Origin of the sequence: Mycetohabitans rhizoxinica HKI 454, assembly GCF_000198775.1 — a bacterium.
In the GTDB taxonomy this organism is placed as follows: Bacteria; Pseudomonadota; Gammaproteobacteria; order Burkholderiales; family Burkholderiaceae; genus Mycetohabitans; species Mycetohabitans rhizoxinica.
Map to the genome: position 1 here is coordinate 791528 of NC_014718.1, position 17292 is coordinate 808819.

At 56.4% G+C, this 17292-nt stretch carries 14 protein-coding genes and 5 pseudogenes; 13 read left to right on the forward strand and 6 right to left on the reverse strand.

Going from position 1 to position 17292, the window contains the following annotated elements; all coding sequences use genetic code 11:
- From lipA to RBRH_RS15165, 7 genes and pseudogenes are all read left to right on the forward strand, one after another.
- Positions 1–984 carry a lipoyl synthase gene (gene lipA, locus RBRH_RS15145; RefSeq protein WP_013429025.1) on the forward strand — a complete coding sequence of 328 codons (984 nt, stop codon included), beginning with the start codon at positions 1–3 and terminating at the stop codon, positions 982–984.
- Positions 985–1256: 272 nt separating this feature from the next.
- Positions 1257–2140, forward strand: a pseudogene (locus tag RBRH_RS15150) (PDDEXK nuclease domain-containing protein); the annotation flags it as partial.
- Between the two features lie 50 nt (positions 2141–2190).
- Positions 2191–2250 (forward strand): annotated as a pseudogene (locus RBRH_RS21520) (hypothetical protein); the annotation flags it as partial.
- A gap of 34 nt (positions 2251–2284) precedes the next feature.
- Positions 2285–2593 (forward strand): annotated as a pseudogene (locus tag RBRH_RS19485) (nitrate reductase); the annotation flags it as partial.
- A gap of 1 nt (position 2594) precedes the next feature.
- Positions 2595–2813: a hypothetical protein gene (locus RBRH_RS19490; RefSeq protein WP_157864591.1), complete on the forward strand. Its 219-nt coding sequence runs from the start codon at positions 2595–2597 to the stop codon at positions 2811–2813.
- Positions 2789–3016, forward strand: a pseudogene (locus RBRH_RS15160) (respiratory nitrate reductase subunit gamma); the annotation flags it as partial. The gene RBRH_RS19490 and the pseudogene RBRH_RS15160, both read left to right, overlap by 25 nt.
- 46 nt (positions 3017–3062) lie before the next feature.
- The gene (locus tag RBRH_RS15165; RefSeq protein WP_013429031.1) at positions 3063–4331 is read left to right on the forward strand and encodes an MFS transporter; all 1269 of its coding nucleotides are present in this window, start codon (positions 3063–3065) and stop codon (positions 4329–4331) included.
- 41 nt (positions 4332–4372) lie between these two features.
- Here the strand turns inward: RBRH_RS15165 and RBRH_RS15170 are convergent, their stop codons facing one another.
- The gene (locus RBRH_RS15170; RefSeq protein ID WP_049786566.1) at positions 4373–4663 is read right to left on the reverse strand and encodes a helix-turn-helix transcriptional regulator; all 291 of its coding nucleotides are present in this window, start codon (positions 4661–4663) and stop codon (positions 4373–4375) included.
- 96 nt (positions 4664–4759) lie between these two features.
- On the opposite strand from RBRH_RS15170, the gene RBRH_RS18215 reads away from it, so the two are divergent.
- The 3 genes and pseudogenes from RBRH_RS18215 (at position 4760) to RBRH_RS15190 (ending at position 8307) form a co-directional block, all read left to right on the forward strand.
- A complete protein-coding gene (locus tag RBRH_RS18215) occupies positions 4760–4921 on the forward strand; it encodes a hypothetical protein (RefSeq protein WP_157864593.1) in 162 nt (53 codons plus the stop codon).
- A gap of 1361 nt (positions 4922–6282) precedes the next feature.
- Positions 6283–7260: pseudogene (locus RBRH_RS20775) on the forward strand (integrase core domain-containing protein); the annotation flags it as partial.
- Between the two features lie 129 nt (positions 7261–7389).
- Positions 7390–8307 (forward strand): LysR substrate-binding domain-containing protein, encoded by a 918-nt coding sequence (locus tag RBRH_RS15190; protein ID WP_013429039.1) that lies wholly within the window; start codon positions 7390–7392, stop codon positions 8305–8307.
- 54 nt (positions 8308–8361) lie between these two features.
- Here RBRH_RS15190 and RBRH_RS15195 read toward each other — a convergent pair whose 3' ends face one another.
- Genes RBRH_RS15195 through RBRH_RS15215 form a run of 5 tightly spaced genes read right to left on the reverse strand, consistent with a single transcriptional unit; the run spans position 8362 to position 12616 of the window.
- Positions 8362–8931, reverse strand: coding sequence for a TIGR00725 family protein (locus RBRH_RS15195; protein ID WP_013429040.1), 570 nt, complete (start codon positions 8929–8931; stop codon positions 8362–8364).
- Complete coding sequence (locus tag RBRH_RS15200; protein ID WP_041754920.1) at positions 8885–9703, reverse strand: ABC transporter permease; 819 nt, start codon at positions 9701–9703, stop codon at positions 8885–8887. Before RBRH_RS15200 ends, RBRH_RS15195 begins: the two co-directional genes overlap by 47 nt.
- A gap of 2 nt (positions 9704–9705) precedes the next feature.
- Positions 9706–10809 carry an ABC transporter substrate-binding protein gene (locus RBRH_RS15205; protein ID WP_013429042.1) on the reverse strand — a complete coding sequence of 368 codons (1104 nt, stop codon included), beginning with the start codon at positions 10807–10809 and terminating at the stop codon, positions 9706–9708.
- A gap of 8 nt (positions 10810–10817) precedes the next feature.
- Positions 10818–11855: an ABC transporter ATP-binding protein gene (locus tag RBRH_RS18230; RefSeq protein ID WP_157864595.1), complete on the reverse strand. Its 1038-nt coding sequence runs from the start codon at positions 11853–11855 to the stop codon at positions 10818–10820.
- Positions 11852–12616: an ABC transporter permease gene (locus RBRH_RS15215; RefSeq protein ID WP_083813566.1), complete on the reverse strand. Its 765-nt coding sequence runs from the start codon at positions 12614–12616 to the stop codon at positions 11852–11854. The genes RBRH_RS18230 and RBRH_RS15215 overlap by 4 nt, the downstream gene beginning before the upstream one ends.
- Positions 12617–13410: 794 nt before the next feature.
- On the opposite strand from RBRH_RS15215, the gene ahpC reads away from it, so the two are divergent.
- The 3 genes from ahpC (at position 13411) to RBRH_RS15230 (ending at position 17232) form a co-directional block, all read left to right on the forward strand.
- Positions 13411–13974, forward strand: a complete 564-nt coding sequence (gene ahpC, locus RBRH_RS15220) for an alkyl hydroperoxide reductase subunit C (RefSeq protein ID WP_041754923.1) — start codon at positions 13411–13413, stop codon at positions 13972–13974.
- Between the two features lie 116 nt (positions 13975–14090).
- Entirely contained in the window at positions 14091–15689 is a 1599-nt protein-coding gene (gene ahpF / locus RBRH_RS15225) for an alkyl hydroperoxide reductase subunit F (protein ID WP_013429046.1), read from the forward strand.
- Between the two features lie 427 nt (positions 15690–16116).
- Entirely contained in the window at positions 16117–17232 is a 1116-nt protein-coding gene (locus RBRH_RS15230; RefSeq protein WP_232509389.1) for a porin, read from the forward strand.
- Positions 17233–17292: the final 60 nt, after the last annotated feature.

A 17292-nucleotide genomic window follows, 5' to 3' on the forward strand; every position in this document is an offset into this window, starting at 1 on the left:
ATGGGAACGGTGACGCCGTACCGGAGCCTGACCGCGCTCGGGCAGCGCGGCGCGCGCAGTCACGACAAGCTCGCTCGCATCCCGGTGAAGGTCGTGCATCCGGACGGTGCGCCGTTGCCCAAGCCGGCATGGCTGCGGGCGCGGCCGATGATGAGCGAGGCCGTCGCACACGTGGCCGCGGTGCTGCGCGAGCACGGCTTGCACTCGGTATGTGAGGAAGCGATGTGCCCGAACATCGGCGAGTGCTTTACCCAACGCAGCGCGACGTTCATGGTGATGGGCGGCATTTGCACGCGCCGGTGCCCGTTTTGTGACGTCGCCCATGGCCGGCCACCGCCGCTGGATGAGCAGGAGCCGGCGAGATTGGCCGATGCAGCGGCCGTGCTCGGTTTGCGCTACGTCGTCGTGACCTCGGTAGATCGCGACGACTTGCGCGATGGCGGCGCGGAGCACTTCGCGCGCTGCGTGCAGGTATTGCGCGCACGCGTGCCGGGCGTTGGCGTGGAAATTCTGACGCCGGATTTCCGCGGCAGGACGCATCGGGCACTGGATGCACTGTCAATATCGTGGCCGGATGTGTTTAACCACAACATCGAAACCGTTCCTTCGCTGTATCGTGTCGCGCGGCCGGGCGCCGATTATGCCGGATCGCTGGCGTTGCTCGCCCAGGTTAAGATGCGTAACCCGGCGCTGCTGACTAAGTCAGGCCTAATGCTCGGCCTCGGCGAGCGTGACGACGAGGTTATGGCGACGCTGCGGGACTTGCGCCGGCACGGCGTGGACATCATCACGCTCGGGCAGTATCTGGCACCGTCGCCGGGGCATTTGCCGGTGAAGCGCTACGTGAGTCCCGTGGCGTTCGACGCGTTGCGCACGACGGCGATGGAGCTCGGTTTTCGGCAGGTGATCGCCGGGCCGTTGGTGCGCTCCTCGTACCACGCGGCGCAAACCGTGCAGGGCGTCGAACTAGGCGACGCTATCTAGCGCAGCGCTGACTGTCGCTGGCGCGTAATCGGATCTTCGATATTCACCAGTATCGTCGCGCCGGTGGGTTGCGCAAACTGTTGCATTGTTGTCGATGGCCAGCGGGATGTTGTCGGCGTACGCCACGGCGGCAAGCCGTCATGAGACGATACTGTACGTCACTAGCAGGCGTACGACGGCGCCGGCACGGGGCGATCACAGTTTCGGTCTGTCGGTTCCGGCTTGCTTCGATGCGGTTCGGCCGCCAGTGCTGCTGGCATGTCTGAGCAGAAATGGGCATCGACACTTATACCGGATTGCACCGAGAAATCGTCAGCGTGATTGAATCCGCGCGCCTGACTGCGGCACGCAGCGTTAATGCGGCGATGACGGCTGCTTATTGGGAGATCGGTCGGCGTGTCGTCACGGTGGAGCAGCGTGTCGCCGAAAGGGCGACGTATGGGCAGGCGTTGCTGACGCGGAAAAAAGCCAGACATCGTCTGGCAAATCCCTGCTGGCTGCGTCCGGCACGGCGTCGTCCCCGCAGTTTGCGCAACTGGCCGCGCGTTTCGCGCTGCCGTGGTCCGCGTATGTGCGCCTGTTGTCGGTCAAGTCGCCCGCTGCGCGAGCATTCTATGAGAGCGAGGCATTGCGCCAGGGGTGGTCGGTGCGGCAACTGGATCGGCAGATCAGCAGCCAGCTGTATGAGCGGCTTGCGCTATCACGCAACAAAGTCGCGCTGCTCGACAAGACGGGAAAGCCGCACCCGGAAGACGAGCCGACGCCTGAAGAAGCGATCCGCGACCCGTTCGTGCTCGAGTTCCTTGACCTGAAGGACGAGTATTCCGAATCGGATCTCGAACAGGCGTTGATTCAGCATTTGGCGGATTTCCTACTCGAATTGGGCGATGATTTCGCCTTCGTCGGGCGGCAGCACCGTCTTCGGATTGACGATAGCTGGTTTAGGATCGACTTGCTGTTCTTCCATCGGCGCCTCAAGTGCCTGATCGTCATCGACTTGAAGGTTGGCCGGTTCACGTATGCTGACGCCGGTCAAATGCACATGTACTTAAACTACGCGCGTGAGCATTGGATGAGACCCGGCGAGAACCCACCGGTTGGATTGATACTGTGCGCGCAAAAGGGCGCTGCCGAGGCTGAACCGCCCCCCGAAGGTTGGACATTCTTTCGGGGTGTTTCTTGGGCAAATATACAGAGCAGGCCAAGTTGGCAGCCGTCGAAGACTACTGCACCGGCCATCACGGACTAAAGGTCGTCGCTCAACGTCACGGCGTGAACGTTGAATCGCTACGCAGATGGTCTGCGCTTTACCGCGTACATGCGCGCGCGTCACATGGACGGCGAGGAGGCACCCGACTTGCTCGAGCAAGTGGACCTGACGCGCGCCCAAGTCGAGGACATGTACCACTACATAGCGATCGCCAATTATGAGGACCGCTTCGTGATCCCGAGTACGCATCGCGAATATGCGGAGAATGCATTTGACCTGCGTTCATCGTGTGGCTTCTCGTTCGGCAACGGCTGTTCGGGTGGAGCGAGCGACACGAACCTGTTCGGACTCAAGCGTCCGGGCAACGGTAAGGCCATTCCGATTCGCGCGGAGCATTGAGATGGCAATTCAGGCATTGACCTGCCGGGCGCTTTCTGCCTGGCTCGATTATCCCAGTGTGGCACTGGTCGACTCGGTGCCGGATACCGTCGCGGCGCTGGACGCTGATCCGGGGCTGGATCCGGACATCCGGGTTGCACTGTGGCGCTTCGCGGATTATTTGCTCAGTCGGTCGTTGCTAGAGTTGGAAGCAGAGACGGTGCGATGTTCGAGCAACTGAGCCACTACGTGCAACGCATCGTAACATTCCAGCCCGATGCGGCTGCATTGGTGGCCGGTGTGCCGCTCGTGTACCGGCTGCACATTCTGCTCGGGTTCACCCTCTTCCTCGTCTCGCCCTTCACGCGGATGGTACACGTGTGGAGCGGGCTAGGCGCGCTTGCGTACATGCTGCGTCCGTACCAGATTGTGCGCAGGCGTTGAGCGTAGGCACGTGCGGGTTTAGTCAGTTCGAACCAAGGGGAGAATCATGTCGAGCCAACCCACCGGATTCGCGACGAGCCGGGATATGGCACTCGCTTATCGAGTGCTCGTCGTCAGCACGCTGGCATTCATGGTGTGCTTCATTGTCTGGATGATGTTTGGCGTACTTGGCATATGCCTGCGCGAAGAACTAGGGTTGTCCGGGGCACAGTTTGGCGCGTTGACGGCGACGCCCGTGCTCACCGGCGCGCTGCTGCGGTTGCCGCTCGGCGTCTGGACTGACCGGTTCGGCGGCCGCGTGGTGATGACGGCGCTGCTCGTGTGTGCGTGCGTACCGGTGTTTCTCGTGAGCTACGCGAACGCGTATTGGCAGTTCCTCGTCATCGGGTTGTTCCTTGGCGCGGTCGGCGCATCGTTCGCCGTCGGTACCCCTTATGTCGCACGGTTCTTTCCCGCGGACAAGCGCGGCTTCGCGATGGGCACGTTCGGCGCGGGCACGGTCGGCGCCGCAGTCAACTTGTTTATCACGCCGTCGTTGCAGGCCGCATACGGTTGGCGAGCAGTACCGAAGCTCTATGCGGCGATGCTGTTGGTCACGGCGGTCATTTTTTGGCTCGGCGCGGCACGCGATCCAGGTGCCGGCAAACCGGCTGGGTCATGGCTAAAGCAGCTCGCCGTCCTGCGCAATGCGAGGGTTTGGAAATATTGCCAGTACTATTCGATCTGCTTCGGCGGCTTTACCGCGCTGTCGCTGTGGGTGCCGCAATACGTGAAGGGCCAATACGGCTTCTCGGTGGTGGCGGCGTCCGCGCTGGCGGCCGGTTTTTCGTTGCCGGGTTCCGTGCTGCGCGCGGTCGGCGGCGTGCTTGCGGACAAGTTGGGTGCGCATAACGTCACGTGGTGGGGGCTGTGGGTCGCATGGGCCGCGTTGTTCCTGCTTTCCTACCCGGATACCGATTTCACAATCCATGGCGTGGCTGGGCCGATGAGTTTCCATTTGCATATGCCGCTGCCGTTGTACTTGTGCCTGCTGTTCGTGCTGGGCGTCGTCTTTGCGTTCGGCATGGCGTCCACGTTCAAATACGTCGCGGACGATTTTCCGCAGCAAATGGGCGCGGTCTCAGGTATCGTCGGGCTGGCGGGGGGATTCGCGGGGTTCCTGCTGCCGATCATCTTCGGCGTGCTGCTCGACTGGCTCAAGGTGCGCTCAAGCTGCTTCATGTTCCTGTATGGCATGACGTGGGTGTCGTTGATCCTGTTGTACGTGTCCAATCTGCACAAAGTTGACATCACTGGGAAGCAGGTCAGCAGATGACGTCACGCAACGCCACCGCGTCGCCCCGCCGCCGGATTGCTTCAGCGGTAGAAGCTCGACGGTGGCACGCCCGGCGCGAGGCGCTCGAGCGACAGCAGCAGGCGGTCCAGCTGGCGCCAATGGCCAAGCGTCAAGCCGGTGTAGCGGTGGAATTGGCGATGAAATGTCTTCGTGTTCATGGCTAGCGCGGCGGCCCATTCGCTGGCGCACGTCGCGTCGTCTGGATGCTCGGATAGCCGCTGACATACCTGCGCAGGCCTTGGCTCCTGCGGCCACGGTAGGTGGAATGGCAACACAGGTAGTTCGCGCGGCTCGTTCAGCAGGAACTGCATCGACTGCCCCCGCAATTGCGGGTTGGCGACCTTGGAGTCGCGTCTGGATCCACAAAAAAGGGTGTGCATTGGAACCGCGCCGCGCATGCATACCGTATGGGTCACATGACGGCAGTGCTGGCGATCGTATTGCTCGGCGCGCGGCTGGCGTCATACCCTGTGGTGGGTGGTGTGGCCGCAGTGCTTGGCGTGCTGGTTTCGCAATCGATGCGTAAGCCGCTGCGCATGCCACGTGTGTTAGACGGAAAATCAGCATGATCGTTTAACCCCCGTTAGCCTGCGTGCTGCTTGGCTGGCGGCACCGCTGCGCGAAGCGCATGCTGGTTTGCGCCGAGAACCAGGCGCCGCAGCGTACGCGAGGACGTTGTCGCCCGCAGCCTATTCTTCCAAGACGTGCATGGCCTGCGAGATGCCGATGACGCACGGCTGCGTGCACCAGCGTCTCGTCCATGTGGGCGCATGACATAGCACCCGCTGTTCGCGGCGCCGCCCAGCTATGCGCTGAAATTCCTTTCGTCGAGAGCGCCTTACACCATTGAATGGTTCTTACCCGTATTAAGTATGGTAGCGCGAGCGCGCCACCCCGGCGTTGGCGCTGTCCGCGGACGTAGCGGCGCGATTAGCTACGGGCAATGTACGGCCAGAGGCGTGATGCGCGCTTTATCCAGTACGTGACATCGACCAGTGTCGGCCAATGCTGATGTGCGAGGCCGGTGTCCTGCTTCGCGTTTGGTTAAGTGATTTGGCTGGTGATGTTGTATTGCGAGGACACGGCTTTCGAACGAACTCTCCGTTGCAATAGAAAAAATACTGCGTTACAGGTACCCAATCTCCATGGTACGACCAATCGATTCGTATCCCAACGGGATTGATTCCCCAATCGATCCCGATATGGCGCGATAGTCGTGCTGGGTTCTTTTCCAAATGGATGTCTTTCATACAGCTTTCTACAAGCAAGGAAAAGACGGGTTCTGCGGTGCCATCTTTTATCCGCAACATATAAAGGACGGCTTCATCTCCCGAAGCACAATATTGGTTCGGACGTCGGTTGGAACGGTGGTTGATCACTGTGAGGACGTATTCTTCTCCGTCGATGACCTTTGAGTGTGTTGTGGGGAACGTGAAGCTCGACGCGGTTAGCAATGTTTTGCGTAACAATATTGGTATATGAAGCACCATTCGCTGACTGCCATTATCATTTAGTACTGTTAGCTTATTGTCAATGTACTGGAGAACCCTGCCGTCACGAAGTTCGACGTATTTTGGCGAATCATACTGGTAGGCGTAGGCCGAAATGCTAAATCCGTATAGAATATGGACGAAAAATACTCGTGCCGTCATTTTCAAACTATTTAGCATGCTTAATCCTAAGTATTGCTAAAAGCTAAACATAATAAAGAGTTTAGTGTGCTTGCCTGCCTTCATCAGAGAGATCGGTGGTTCGCTCGCAACGCCAGCAGATGCTGTCCGTCGGCACGAGCCGCCGTCTGTTTTAGAGCGAAAATGCTGTGCTCGAGATGAAAATGTAATTGACAAAAGGCATCTCGACCATTGAATATTTGGATGCCGACTGTTGAGCAACAGAAAACTGTCCACTACTCAAAAGAGTATGTCCCACAATGCAGGAACTATTGGCGTTCGATGCTGTCGCTAAGCATAAGAGCTTTACTCGAGCAGCAAGTTTTTTATGCATTACCGTCAGTGGCGTGTGTAAGCAAATTTCCGCGTTGACGGCTTTCGTCGGGTGGCTGAAGAAGCTGCTGGCCAAGGCGATACTCGACATGGAAGCGCTGAAGGTTATCATTAAGGCAAAGCCCTGAGCCCGCCAGCTAAACGCGAAGCAGTGGAGGCGATTCGGGAGAAGGTTAACAGCTCGGAGCGCCGCGCCTGGTGGCTTGTTAAGATTTTTTCTGCGTATTGCATGACGAAGCGAAGCCAGACTACGAGAGCGAAGTGTTGACGGTGCGCCTGGTGGAACTGGCGCATGAGCCTTGGCGGTTCAGTTATCGGCGATTGCACGCGTTGATGAAGTGCGACGGTATCCATGCGAACCACAAGCGCGTGCATCGTCTTTATCGCGAAGCAGGGCTCGCCGTGCGGCGCCGTCGCCGGCACCACGGCGTCATGATTGAGCGCGAGCAACCGGCTTTGCCGAGTGGGCCGAACGAAGTTGGATTAATTTCGTGGTGGACGCGCTGTCGAACGGGCGGCGTTTGAAGTGTGACTATCATCGACGATTTCCCCAAGGAGGCTGTCGATATCGTCGTAAGCTACGGCATTTGGGGCGTGTATGTCGCTCGAGCGTTGACTGAACAGCGCGTTTCCGGGGCTATCCCAAAGCGCTGCTAACGGAGCAAGGACCGGAATTGATGAACCAGATGTTCGACCAATGGGCGTACATCAACGGCGGCGTGACGTTGAAATTGATTCAGCCAGGCAAGCCGACGCAGAATGCGTACATCGAGTCGTTCAACGGTAAGTTCCGCGACGAATGTCTCAACGAGCACGGGTCCACGACGTTGGCCTATGCCCGCGCAATCACCGCGGCATGGTGTCAGGAGTATAACGAAAAATCGCTACACAGCATACTGAACTACTTTCGCCTGGAAAATTTAGTGGCCCCTTGTGGCTCTTTTTGTACGATCTTTAGTTCAAGTTGACTGAATCACTTGAGACCAGTGAATATTTGACCATTCAGGGTTGAGTGACAGGAAATAATTAGGCCAATGAAGAGAGCATGCCCGACCATCCAAGAGTTGCTTGCATTCGATGCAGTCGCCAAACATGAAAGTTTCACACGTGCAGCTAACGTACTGTGCGTGACGGTCAGTGGCGTCAGTAAGCAAATTGCCAGCTTAGAGTCCTTCGTGGGGCGCCCTTTGCTTCAAAAAGCGGGACGCGGAGTCACACTGACCGCTGTAGGGCGGGAATATTGGGGAAAGATATCTCCAAGTCTACGCGTTATTGAATCCGCGACCTTTGAAGCCAGGTTAGACGAGTCTAGCGCAGGCATACTAACTCTAGCCAGCGTACCCACCTTTTTAACAAAGTGGCTTATCCCGCGGCTACCCAGCTTCCGTAAGCTTCACCCTGGCGTCACCTTCAGTTTTAGCCAGCATCTCAGGCTGAACGACTCGCAGCCAGCTGACATTGATGCGGCTATCCGTTTTGGCGCAGGTAATTGGCCATCCGTCGTCTCTATTTACATTGCAGGCAAAGAATTTATCTGTATCTACGCTGCCAAGCTGGAGCAACAACTAGGCCACTCTCTCAAACCGAGCGACCTATTAAAGCAGACGTTGCTACACCACGAAGAAACACCTTTTGCCTGGCGGAAATGGGCGGCGCATTGGAATATAGACGAAACAAGTACTCTTGCAGGCCCGCGCTTTACTCAATACTCTGCCATAATCCAAGCGGTGGTGAACGGTCTAGGGGCGGGTCTCGTGCCTCGGATTCTTGTAGAAGAAGAGCTTGCGCAAGGCGTTGTGCTGCAATTGGGGCCAGCGCTGGAATTTAACCTCGGACATTACCTATGCTTCAATCCAAACCGGATGAACCGGCCAATATTTGCAGCGTTCCACTCTTGGATACTTACGCTTAGCAAGGCAGAACAGCCATGTTACCACGTTCCCGTGGCATAATCCGATGACGGCGGTGTCACCGCCGGTCAACAAAAAGCGCAAAGTTCGATACTATTATTGAAGTTTAGCATCAGACTCACGGACTAAATATTCGATCACCCATCCAAGAAGCTGATCGGTACTTTCGGCTGCCTGGGCTCCGGGTAGATTAAACTCTTCGTATAATGTAAAAACGGCTTTCCCCCACTTCACGCCCAATGCCATTTCAGAAAGCGTTCCCATTCCGCCCCCAATGGCAACCACACACACGCTACCGCGCACAATCAACACATTGCGTATTTCACCGATTCCTGTAGGAAGCGCCAACGTAACATATTTGTTAGCGTTACGACGGTCTTCTTCTGGGAGAATACCGATAGTCATTCCTCCCATGTCATACGCGCCATGGCATGCAGCTTCCATTACACCACCCCGTCCTCCACAAACGATAGGCACGCCGGCACTTGCCAAAACGCTTGCCACTTTGTACGCCGCTGAACGGCATGCCTCGTCACAAATACTTGGCCCAATTATTCCTACAGGCTGAGGGTTACGATGAGGCCCCGCTTGGATTTCAATCAACCGGCGAAGCTGCTTGTCAATTTTGTTTGGCAGTGGCATATTCGCGCCGGTTTGTAAAAACATTACCCGCCCCCAAGACAAAAACACAAAGACCCAATAATATTAGCGAAATGGCTGATGCTTCAGCCAAGTCAGCGCAACTATCGCTGATTTTGGTAAACAACAGCAATGGAAGAATATTCAGTTGCGTTCCCACTAGAGCAAGCGCCGTACCATAAGTCCCCATGGCCAAAACCGCAACGAGACAAGCGTTTGCAATGATCGATGGTGCAACCTCAGGTATGATCGTATCGAAAAATGCACGTGTACGCGAGGCGCCCAGTGTACGCGCTGCGAGCCACGGTCGTTCATCCAAGTTGGCGAAGACCGGATAAAGCGATAACGCTACGCGCGGAATCAAATAATAAGCGTAAGCTAAAGCAAGTCCGGGAGCTGAGTAAATCCATCCCCCGACCTGAGCAGGATCGAGACCCAACATTGCTATAAGCTGCGTCACGAAGCCCGCCCTACCATAAGCTAGAATAAAGCCATAAGCAATAACCAGACCTGAAAAAGCAAGCGGAATCCCTAGTAACATCATTAGCCACTGGCGGCGGGATTCCGGTTGCCTCGCCAGTTCGATGGCAATCACGGTACCCACGATAGCTGAGATGCCACCGGAGAATAGGCCGAGTATCACTGTATTTCTAAACGCGCTTAGGAATAAATGGTCGGCAATCACTTGGCCAAATGCTTTGCCGCCGCTTCTGACGGCCTCGGGGACGAGAGCAAGGAGCGGCAAAACAAAAAATAAGATGAGAAACGCCCAAGCTGGAAACAGGCCAAATCGTTTCATGTTTAATTCTTCAAAACAGCCTTCGCCCATAAACGATCGACTTCGTTCTTGCGAGCAGAGGCCTTGATCACATCAAGAGGTCGAATTTGTGGCATTTCTGGCATCTTTTGCTGAATATCGGGAGGCAGCGGAATACTTTTTACCGAGGGCCGGACAAAACCTCGGGCAAACAATTGCTGTCCGATTTCGCTCATGATGAAGTTAAGCCACAATTTGCCCGCATTTGGGTGTGGGCCGTTCTTCACGAGGCTAATCCCGTAAGGTGCTGCAACACTGGCTTCTTTAGGAATCACGACATCGACAACATCAGTCATGCCTTTTTCTGTGTATTTAGCCTTAAGTCCATCATTTTCGTAACTGATCCAGATCGGTATCTCACCCTTCATGAACTTCGAATAAGGCGTTGTTCCTTCAGTTCGAATAACATTGCCCGCAGCATGCAGTTCTTCCAAATAATCGATGCCGGGCTTAACGTCGTCTACTGAACCTCCGTTGGCGTAGGCTGCAGCGAAGGCAACAACCTGTCCCACACCCGCGGAGCGCGGATCAAGGTAGACGATGCTATTCTTGTATTCTGGCTTGAGCAAATCAGCCCAAGAAGTGGGCGTATTACGCACCAGTTTTTTGTTCACAATAAATGCCACGTTCAGCGTATGGATGGCGAACCACTTACCTTCCGGATCTCGAAACACCTCGGGCAGTGTATCGAAGTGGATCGGTTTAAAAGGTGCCACCACGTCCTGGTTCACCGCCTCCACCGCGGATGCCGCAAAATAATAAGCCGTGTCTGCTTGAGGCCTGCGCCGGCTCTTATTCAGTGCAGTCACAGTCGCAGCAGAACCCAAATCATTATAGTGCAGTTTGATTCCTGGGTAGCGCTTGTTGAATGCATCGAATAGCGCCTTCCAATTGGCCCATGTTGGCCCCGTATCCCATGAAACGACCTCGCCTTCCTTTCTGGCGGCTTCGTAAAGCGCAAGTTCACCAGGATAAAGCTGCGCTTTTTCCCAAGCAATAGCAGGAGTAGGAGCTGCAGCGGAAACAATAGTCCCAAAACCTGCAAATGACACTAGAGCTGCCGATTGAACAAATTGTCTGCGTTTCATGAGGCTTCCTATGAAGGGTCGTCGTTAAGCAGTTGGACACACTGCGGTGGGATAGAAATACCGCTTACCGGCACCTCGGTTGCTTCGCCTAGAATCGGTTTGAAAGCGCCGTTTACTTGAAAGTCATACCGGACCACTGAGCCCAAGTAACGCTGGTTAACTGCACAACCTGCCAAATAGTTTAGCGTCCCTTCTGGAGGATCCGTCACCACATGCTCGGGACGGATCAGAACAAGTACCTTTTCTCCTAAGCGTCGTCCATCAGTATCGGCAGCGAGTTGAGCAAACCCTAAATCCACTTGATTATGTGCTAAAATTTTTGCGGGAAGCAATGTCGACAACCCCACGAACTCGGCTACCGCTCGACTATTGGGATAACAGTAAATTGTTTTTGGCGAGCCAAACTGTAGAAGCTTGCCATTTTCGAGAACGGCGACATAATCGGATAGCGTCAACGCTTCTTCTTGATCATGTGTGACTAATATAGTTGTTGCGTTGAATTTTTTCTGAATTGCCCGGATCTGATCGCGCAAATATCCTCGAATGCCTGCATCGAGCGCAGCCAATGGCTCATCGAGTAATAAAGCTTTGGGATCGATTGCCAAAGCTCGAGCCAGCGCAACTCGCTGCTGTTGCCCGCCTGATAGATTGGAAACTGGCCTGGTGGCAAAATTTCCTAAACCCACTGTTTCCAATAATTCGGCCGCTTTCGCTATTCGATTTTTTAGCGGGATCTTTTTTAATGCGAGTCCGTATGCTACATTTTCGATCACATTGAGATGTGGGAAAAGTGCATAATTTTGGAATACCATTCCAATATTACGCTTATGCACAGGTTTTTCTGCTAAATTTTCGCCGTCCAGGATGATTGACCCCGATGCTCCGCTAATTAGGCCGGAAACAATTTTCAAAAGCGTTGATTTACCAGAACCGCTGGCGCCAATCACAGCCACCATTTCACCGGTCTTGACCTCAAACGAGATATCAGTTAACCCATGCTCGGTACTTGGATATTGGTAACTCACTCGATCCAGAACCAGGCTCATGATTTTTTGATGACGGTAGAAGAAATAAATGCCGCCGTACTGGCTAACACAAGAAGAATAACGGTGGCTGCACAAGCAAACCCAGTTGCTCCATAAAAAGCTTGCCACAAGACAACTGGATAAGTGCGATTCTGGAAGCTGGCAAGTAAATTGGATAAACCAAATTCGCCTATTGAAATGGCAGCAACCATTACAAGACCGCTTAACAGGCTTTGTCGTAAATTAGGTATAACAATTCCAAAAAACTGCTGTAATTCTGTAGCCCCTAACGTCGCAGCTGCCTGTTCTAACCTTGCCAAGTCCAAATGTCGAAGATCAGTCAACAAAGTATTAGTAAGGTATGGTAACGTATGGACAGCATGTACTATGATCAGCAATGGCAAAGTTCCAAGCCAAGGGAAAATGTCTGTATTAAATATAATGATATAGCCAAAACCCAATGTGATGGTCGGTACAGCTATAGGCAGCATACTCACAATTTTAGCCGCGATGCTCCCGCCCCGTCCAGCTTTATGGTATAGGGAGTAAGCAAGCGGGATGGCTAAGATCGTATTGATCGCGCACGCGCTCAGCGCCACCACGAGGCTCGTCGTAAATGCATTTCGAAAAGACGAATCCAGCCAAACATCGACGTACCATTGACCCGTTATCCCGCTAGGGAGTAACGAATTCATCCACAGCTCGCCCACACTGCCGATGCTCAACAATAGGATGGGCAGTAACAGGTATATTGCGTAGACAGCAGCAATGCCTCGAACCACTATTCTCTCCACACTGAGCAATCGCCCAATACGCTTTGCTACTATGCAACCCTGATAACGCTGGTAAAAGCGAGCAGCCGTCGCTTCCGTTCTGTATGTAGGGAGCAGCGCCGCTCCGGGTTGGTTTAAGTTGCGGCCGTTATAGCGATCGCGCTAACGAGTTGTCGGCAGTAGTTTGCCTCAGACTTTGCCGGAGCGATAGGCTTTGCAAATTGGCCTAATTTCTTTAAAAATCCGCCATATTTAATTGTAACTCACTGATTTGAATAAAAATCGGTCACTGGATTGCGCGGCGAAACGGAGCGTCCCCTTCCCTGCGCTTCGTTCTTGCGCGACATCCTCTATACGTGGTACAGAATCCCCCTGTTCGCGACGAGGAGCTGTACTCGATGGTCTTGCGCTGCTCGCTCTTGCTGGTTGCTGCGGGAGTTGTGCGATGAGAAGGAGGTGGTCTTAGTGGCTCGGGCAATGTTATGAAATTTTTAAGTGCAGCATCCGGGGCAGTCATGCTGCCGATTTAATTGTGGGCAGCGTCGCAAAGTATGCCTCATCCGGCATTCGATTGGTCAGGCCTGAATAGCGCCTGTTCCCGTTGTACAGGCTAATGTACTCACTGATGGAGCGCGGACGGTCCCTGCTCGTTCGCACGTGCACTCACACCTGTTTCATATTACGAAACAGCCTCGGCGATAGATGCGGCCAATCAGTCCGATACAACTAAACAACTTCACCGCAACGCACCATTTGTCGTAAGCTTCGGGGTGGTCGTCTTCAACTCAAGAAGGAAAAGCGCAATGTCTCTTATCAACACGCAAGTCAAACCGTTCAAAGCAACTGCCTACCACAATGGCAATTTCGTGACAATCACGGAAGAGAACCTGAAGGGCAAGTGGTCGGTCGTCGTGTTCTATCCGGCTGACTTTACGTTCGTGTGCCCGACCGAGTTGGGCGATTTGGCAGACCACTACGCTGAATTCCAAAAGCTCGGTGCCGAAATTTATGGCGTGTCGACCGATACGCATTTCACGCACAAGGCCTGGCACGACACGTCGGAAACAATTGCCAAGATCAAGTATCCGTTGGTTGGCGATCCGACGGCCACGCTGGCTCGCAACTTCGAGGTGCTGATCGAGGACGAAGGCCTGGCGCTGCGCGGCACGTTCGTGATCGACCCGGAAGGTCAGATCAAGCTGTACGAGATTCATGACAACGGCATCGGCCGTGACGCGAAGGAGTTACTGCGCAAGGTGCAGGCTGCGCAGTACGTCGCGTCGCACCCCGGCGAAGTGTGCCCGGCCAAGTGGACCCCGGGCGCCGAGACGCTGAAGCCGTCGCTGGACCTGGTCGGCAAGATCTGACGTTCATGCGCCGTCCTACGCCGGACGGCGCATGAACGCGGCGACGCGGCACTGCACCGTGCCGCGTCGCCTGCCCAGCGCGCCCCTTCTGTGCTCCCTTCGCTGGAATCCTCGCGATGCTCGACGCCAATCTCAAGACCCAATTAAAAAGCTACCTGGACAACGTTACCGAAGCGATCGAGATCGACGCGTTCGTGGATGACAGCGATAAATCAGGTGAGTTGCGCGCACTGCTGCAGGACATCGCATCGCTGTCTACGCGCATCGCGGTGGCCGAGCACGTGGGCAATGACGTGGAGCGCGTGCCATCATTCGCGATCCGGCGCGCTGGCACGGATATCGCGGTGCGCTTCGCCGGCATTCCGATGGGTCACGAATTCACGTCGCTGGTGTTGGCGTTGCTGCAAGTCGGCGGCCACCCGGTCAAGCTCGATCCGGACGTGATCGAACGGATCCGGAGCCTGGACGGCGACTACACGTTTGAGACTTATCTCTCGCTGTCTTGCCAGAACTGCCCTGAGGTTGTCCAGGCATTGAACGCGATGTCGGTGATCAATCCTCGGATTCGCCATGTGGCGATCGATGGCGCGCTGTTTCAGGACGAGGTGCAGTCGCGGCAGGTCATGGCGGTGCCGACCCTGTACCTGAACGGCGAAGTGTTCGGTCAGGGCCGCATGGGTGTCGAGGCATTGTTGGCGAAGCTGGACAGTAGCGGCGCCGCGCACGTGGCTGCTAAGCTCAACGCGAAGGAGGTATTCGACATGCTGATCGTCGGCGGCGGGCCGGCTGGCGCCGCCGCAGCGATCTATGCCGCGCGCAAGGGTATCCGCATCGGCGTCGTGGCCGAGCGGTTCGGTGGACAAGTGCTGGATACGCTGGCGATCGAGAACTTCGTCTCGGTCAAGGAAACGGACGGGCCGAAGTTTGCTGCGGCGCTTGAGCAGCATGTGAAATGCTACGACGTTGACGTGATCAATTTGCAACGCGCCGAATCGTTGCAGCCCGGCGACGTGATCGCGGTGCAGTTAGCCAGTGGCGCACGGCTGCGTGCGCGTAGCGTGGTGCTTGCCACAGGTGCACGCTGGCGTGAGATCGACGTGCCCGGCGAGCGCGAATATCGCAACCGTGGTGTCGCGTACTGTCCGCATTGCGATGGTCCGCTGTTCAAGGGCAAGCGCGTGGCGGTGATCGGCGGCGGCAATTCCGGCGTCGAGGCCGCGATCGATCTGGCGGGCATCGTCAAGCATGTGACGTTGCTGGAGTTCGATGGCCAGCTGCGTGCCGATGAGGTGCTGCAGCGCAAGCTGCGCAGCTTGGGCAATGTGACGGTGCACACGCATGCGCAGACGACCGAGGTCACCGGCGACGGCAGCAAAGTCGATGGCTTGACTTACCTGGACCGTTCGTCGGGCGAGCGCCACCATTTGGCGCTGGAGGGCGTGTTCGTGCAGATCGGCTTGGTGCCGAACACCGAATGGCTCACGGGCAGCGGCGTTACGCTGTCGCCGCGTGGCGAGATCGAAATCGATGCCAAAGGCCAGACGTCGGTACCGGGCGTATTCGCGGCCGGCGATGTGACGACAGTTCCGTACAAGCAGATCGTGATCGCCGTGGGCGAAGGCGCGAAGGCGGCACTGGGCGCGTTCGAGCACCTGATTCGCACCTCTGCACCGGCCGACGCGGCACCGCAGCAGCCGATCGAGGCGACCACGTAGTCTTGTCTATTTTCGTAGCCTGGCCGATTCATGGCGGCCGGGCTGCCTACTTCAGTTCAGAGCGCCAGCACGAGGCGCCGGCCGGCGTCGCGTGAGCAGCAGATCATCATCTTGGTATGGGCGGCGTGCGCCGGGCCGTAGTCGCGCCGAACCCGACTTTCAATATAGCAAATGGATCGCGGACACGTTCCGCAAGGTGGGCCTGTGCCCGGTAATCGGTGGGGCGGGGCCGCGCGCACGAGTTCGGGCCTGCCTTCGATGAAGAAAATCGGTGCGTGAGCGTTGCGCGGATAGTCATCGATGACCTTGGTTTGGTCGAATTCGACGCCGCGTCGCGCGTCGTCGGCTGGGCCGGGGTGCCCGGCTAACGGCGCATAGGGAAATAAATTCGGTAAGGCTAATTAACTAGATGCTGAGTAGAGCTGTATTGACCACGAGTACCATTATTTGCACGGTACTAGCCACGACGGCCCACGCGCAGCGTTCCGTGACACTGCATGGCACCGTGGACACGGGCCTCGCGTACATTCGTCACAGCGCGGGACAGCACTCGCAATGGAAGATGTCACCAGGGACGCTGTCATCGAACGAATGGGGGTTGCAGGGTACCGAAGCGCTTGGTAGCGGCCTCGCGGCCCACTTCGCGGTCGCAAACGACTTCGACATCGGCCACGGGCAGTCGATCAGTAGTGGCCAGCTATTCGGGGCCAAGGCGTTCGTGGGTCTGTCGCACGAGCGTTGGGGCGCGGTGACGTTTGGCAGACAAAACGAACCAGTGTCGGATCTGCTGCAACCGCTGACGGCCGGTTCGTACAGCGGGGTGTTCGTGACGCCGGGTGATGTCGATAGCTGCGGCGGCAGTGCCACGTTCAACCACGCGGTGAAGTGGGCGAGTCCGAATGGGAGCGGGTTGACCGTTGAGGCGATGTACGCGTTTGGTGGAATCGCCGGGGCACCTGGATCCGGTCAGGCATACTCTGGTGCACTAATGTATGCGGGCGGGCCGCTGAGCTTGGGCACAGGGTTCTTGCATATCGATAATGGCAATCCGGCGCGCTCGGCGCGGGGCGTGTCGTCGCCCGATTCGCTGTTCAACACATCGGTCAATTCGGCTTACGCTCGCGCGCGCTCGGTCGGCATCTTTAGGGCAGGCGGGCAATACGTGTTCGGCCTTGTGACTGTGGGTGCGGCTTTCAGTTTGTCACAATACAATCCGGACGCCTCATCTGGGTTCTCCAAGGCGCAGAAGTATGGCAACGGCTCGGTATTCGCACGTTGGCAGGGATTGACATCGCTGCAGGCGCTGGTGGGATACAACTACACCCGGTCCAGCGGCGCCTCGTCGGCCACGTACCAGCAGGTCAACGTCGGCGTCGATTATCTGCTGAGCAAGCGCACGGATGTGTATTCGATGCTCGGCTATCAACACGCTTGCGGTCAGAACGGCCTGGGGCCCGCGCAAGCCGTGATCGGCTCGTACAACGTGGAGGCCGGGGCCAATTCGCAGCTGCTCGCTATCATGGGGGTTCGTCACCGGTTTTGATCGGCCAGGCGTGTGTCGCCGCCTACCATCGGGTGCCCTACAATGTCGCGATCAATCTGA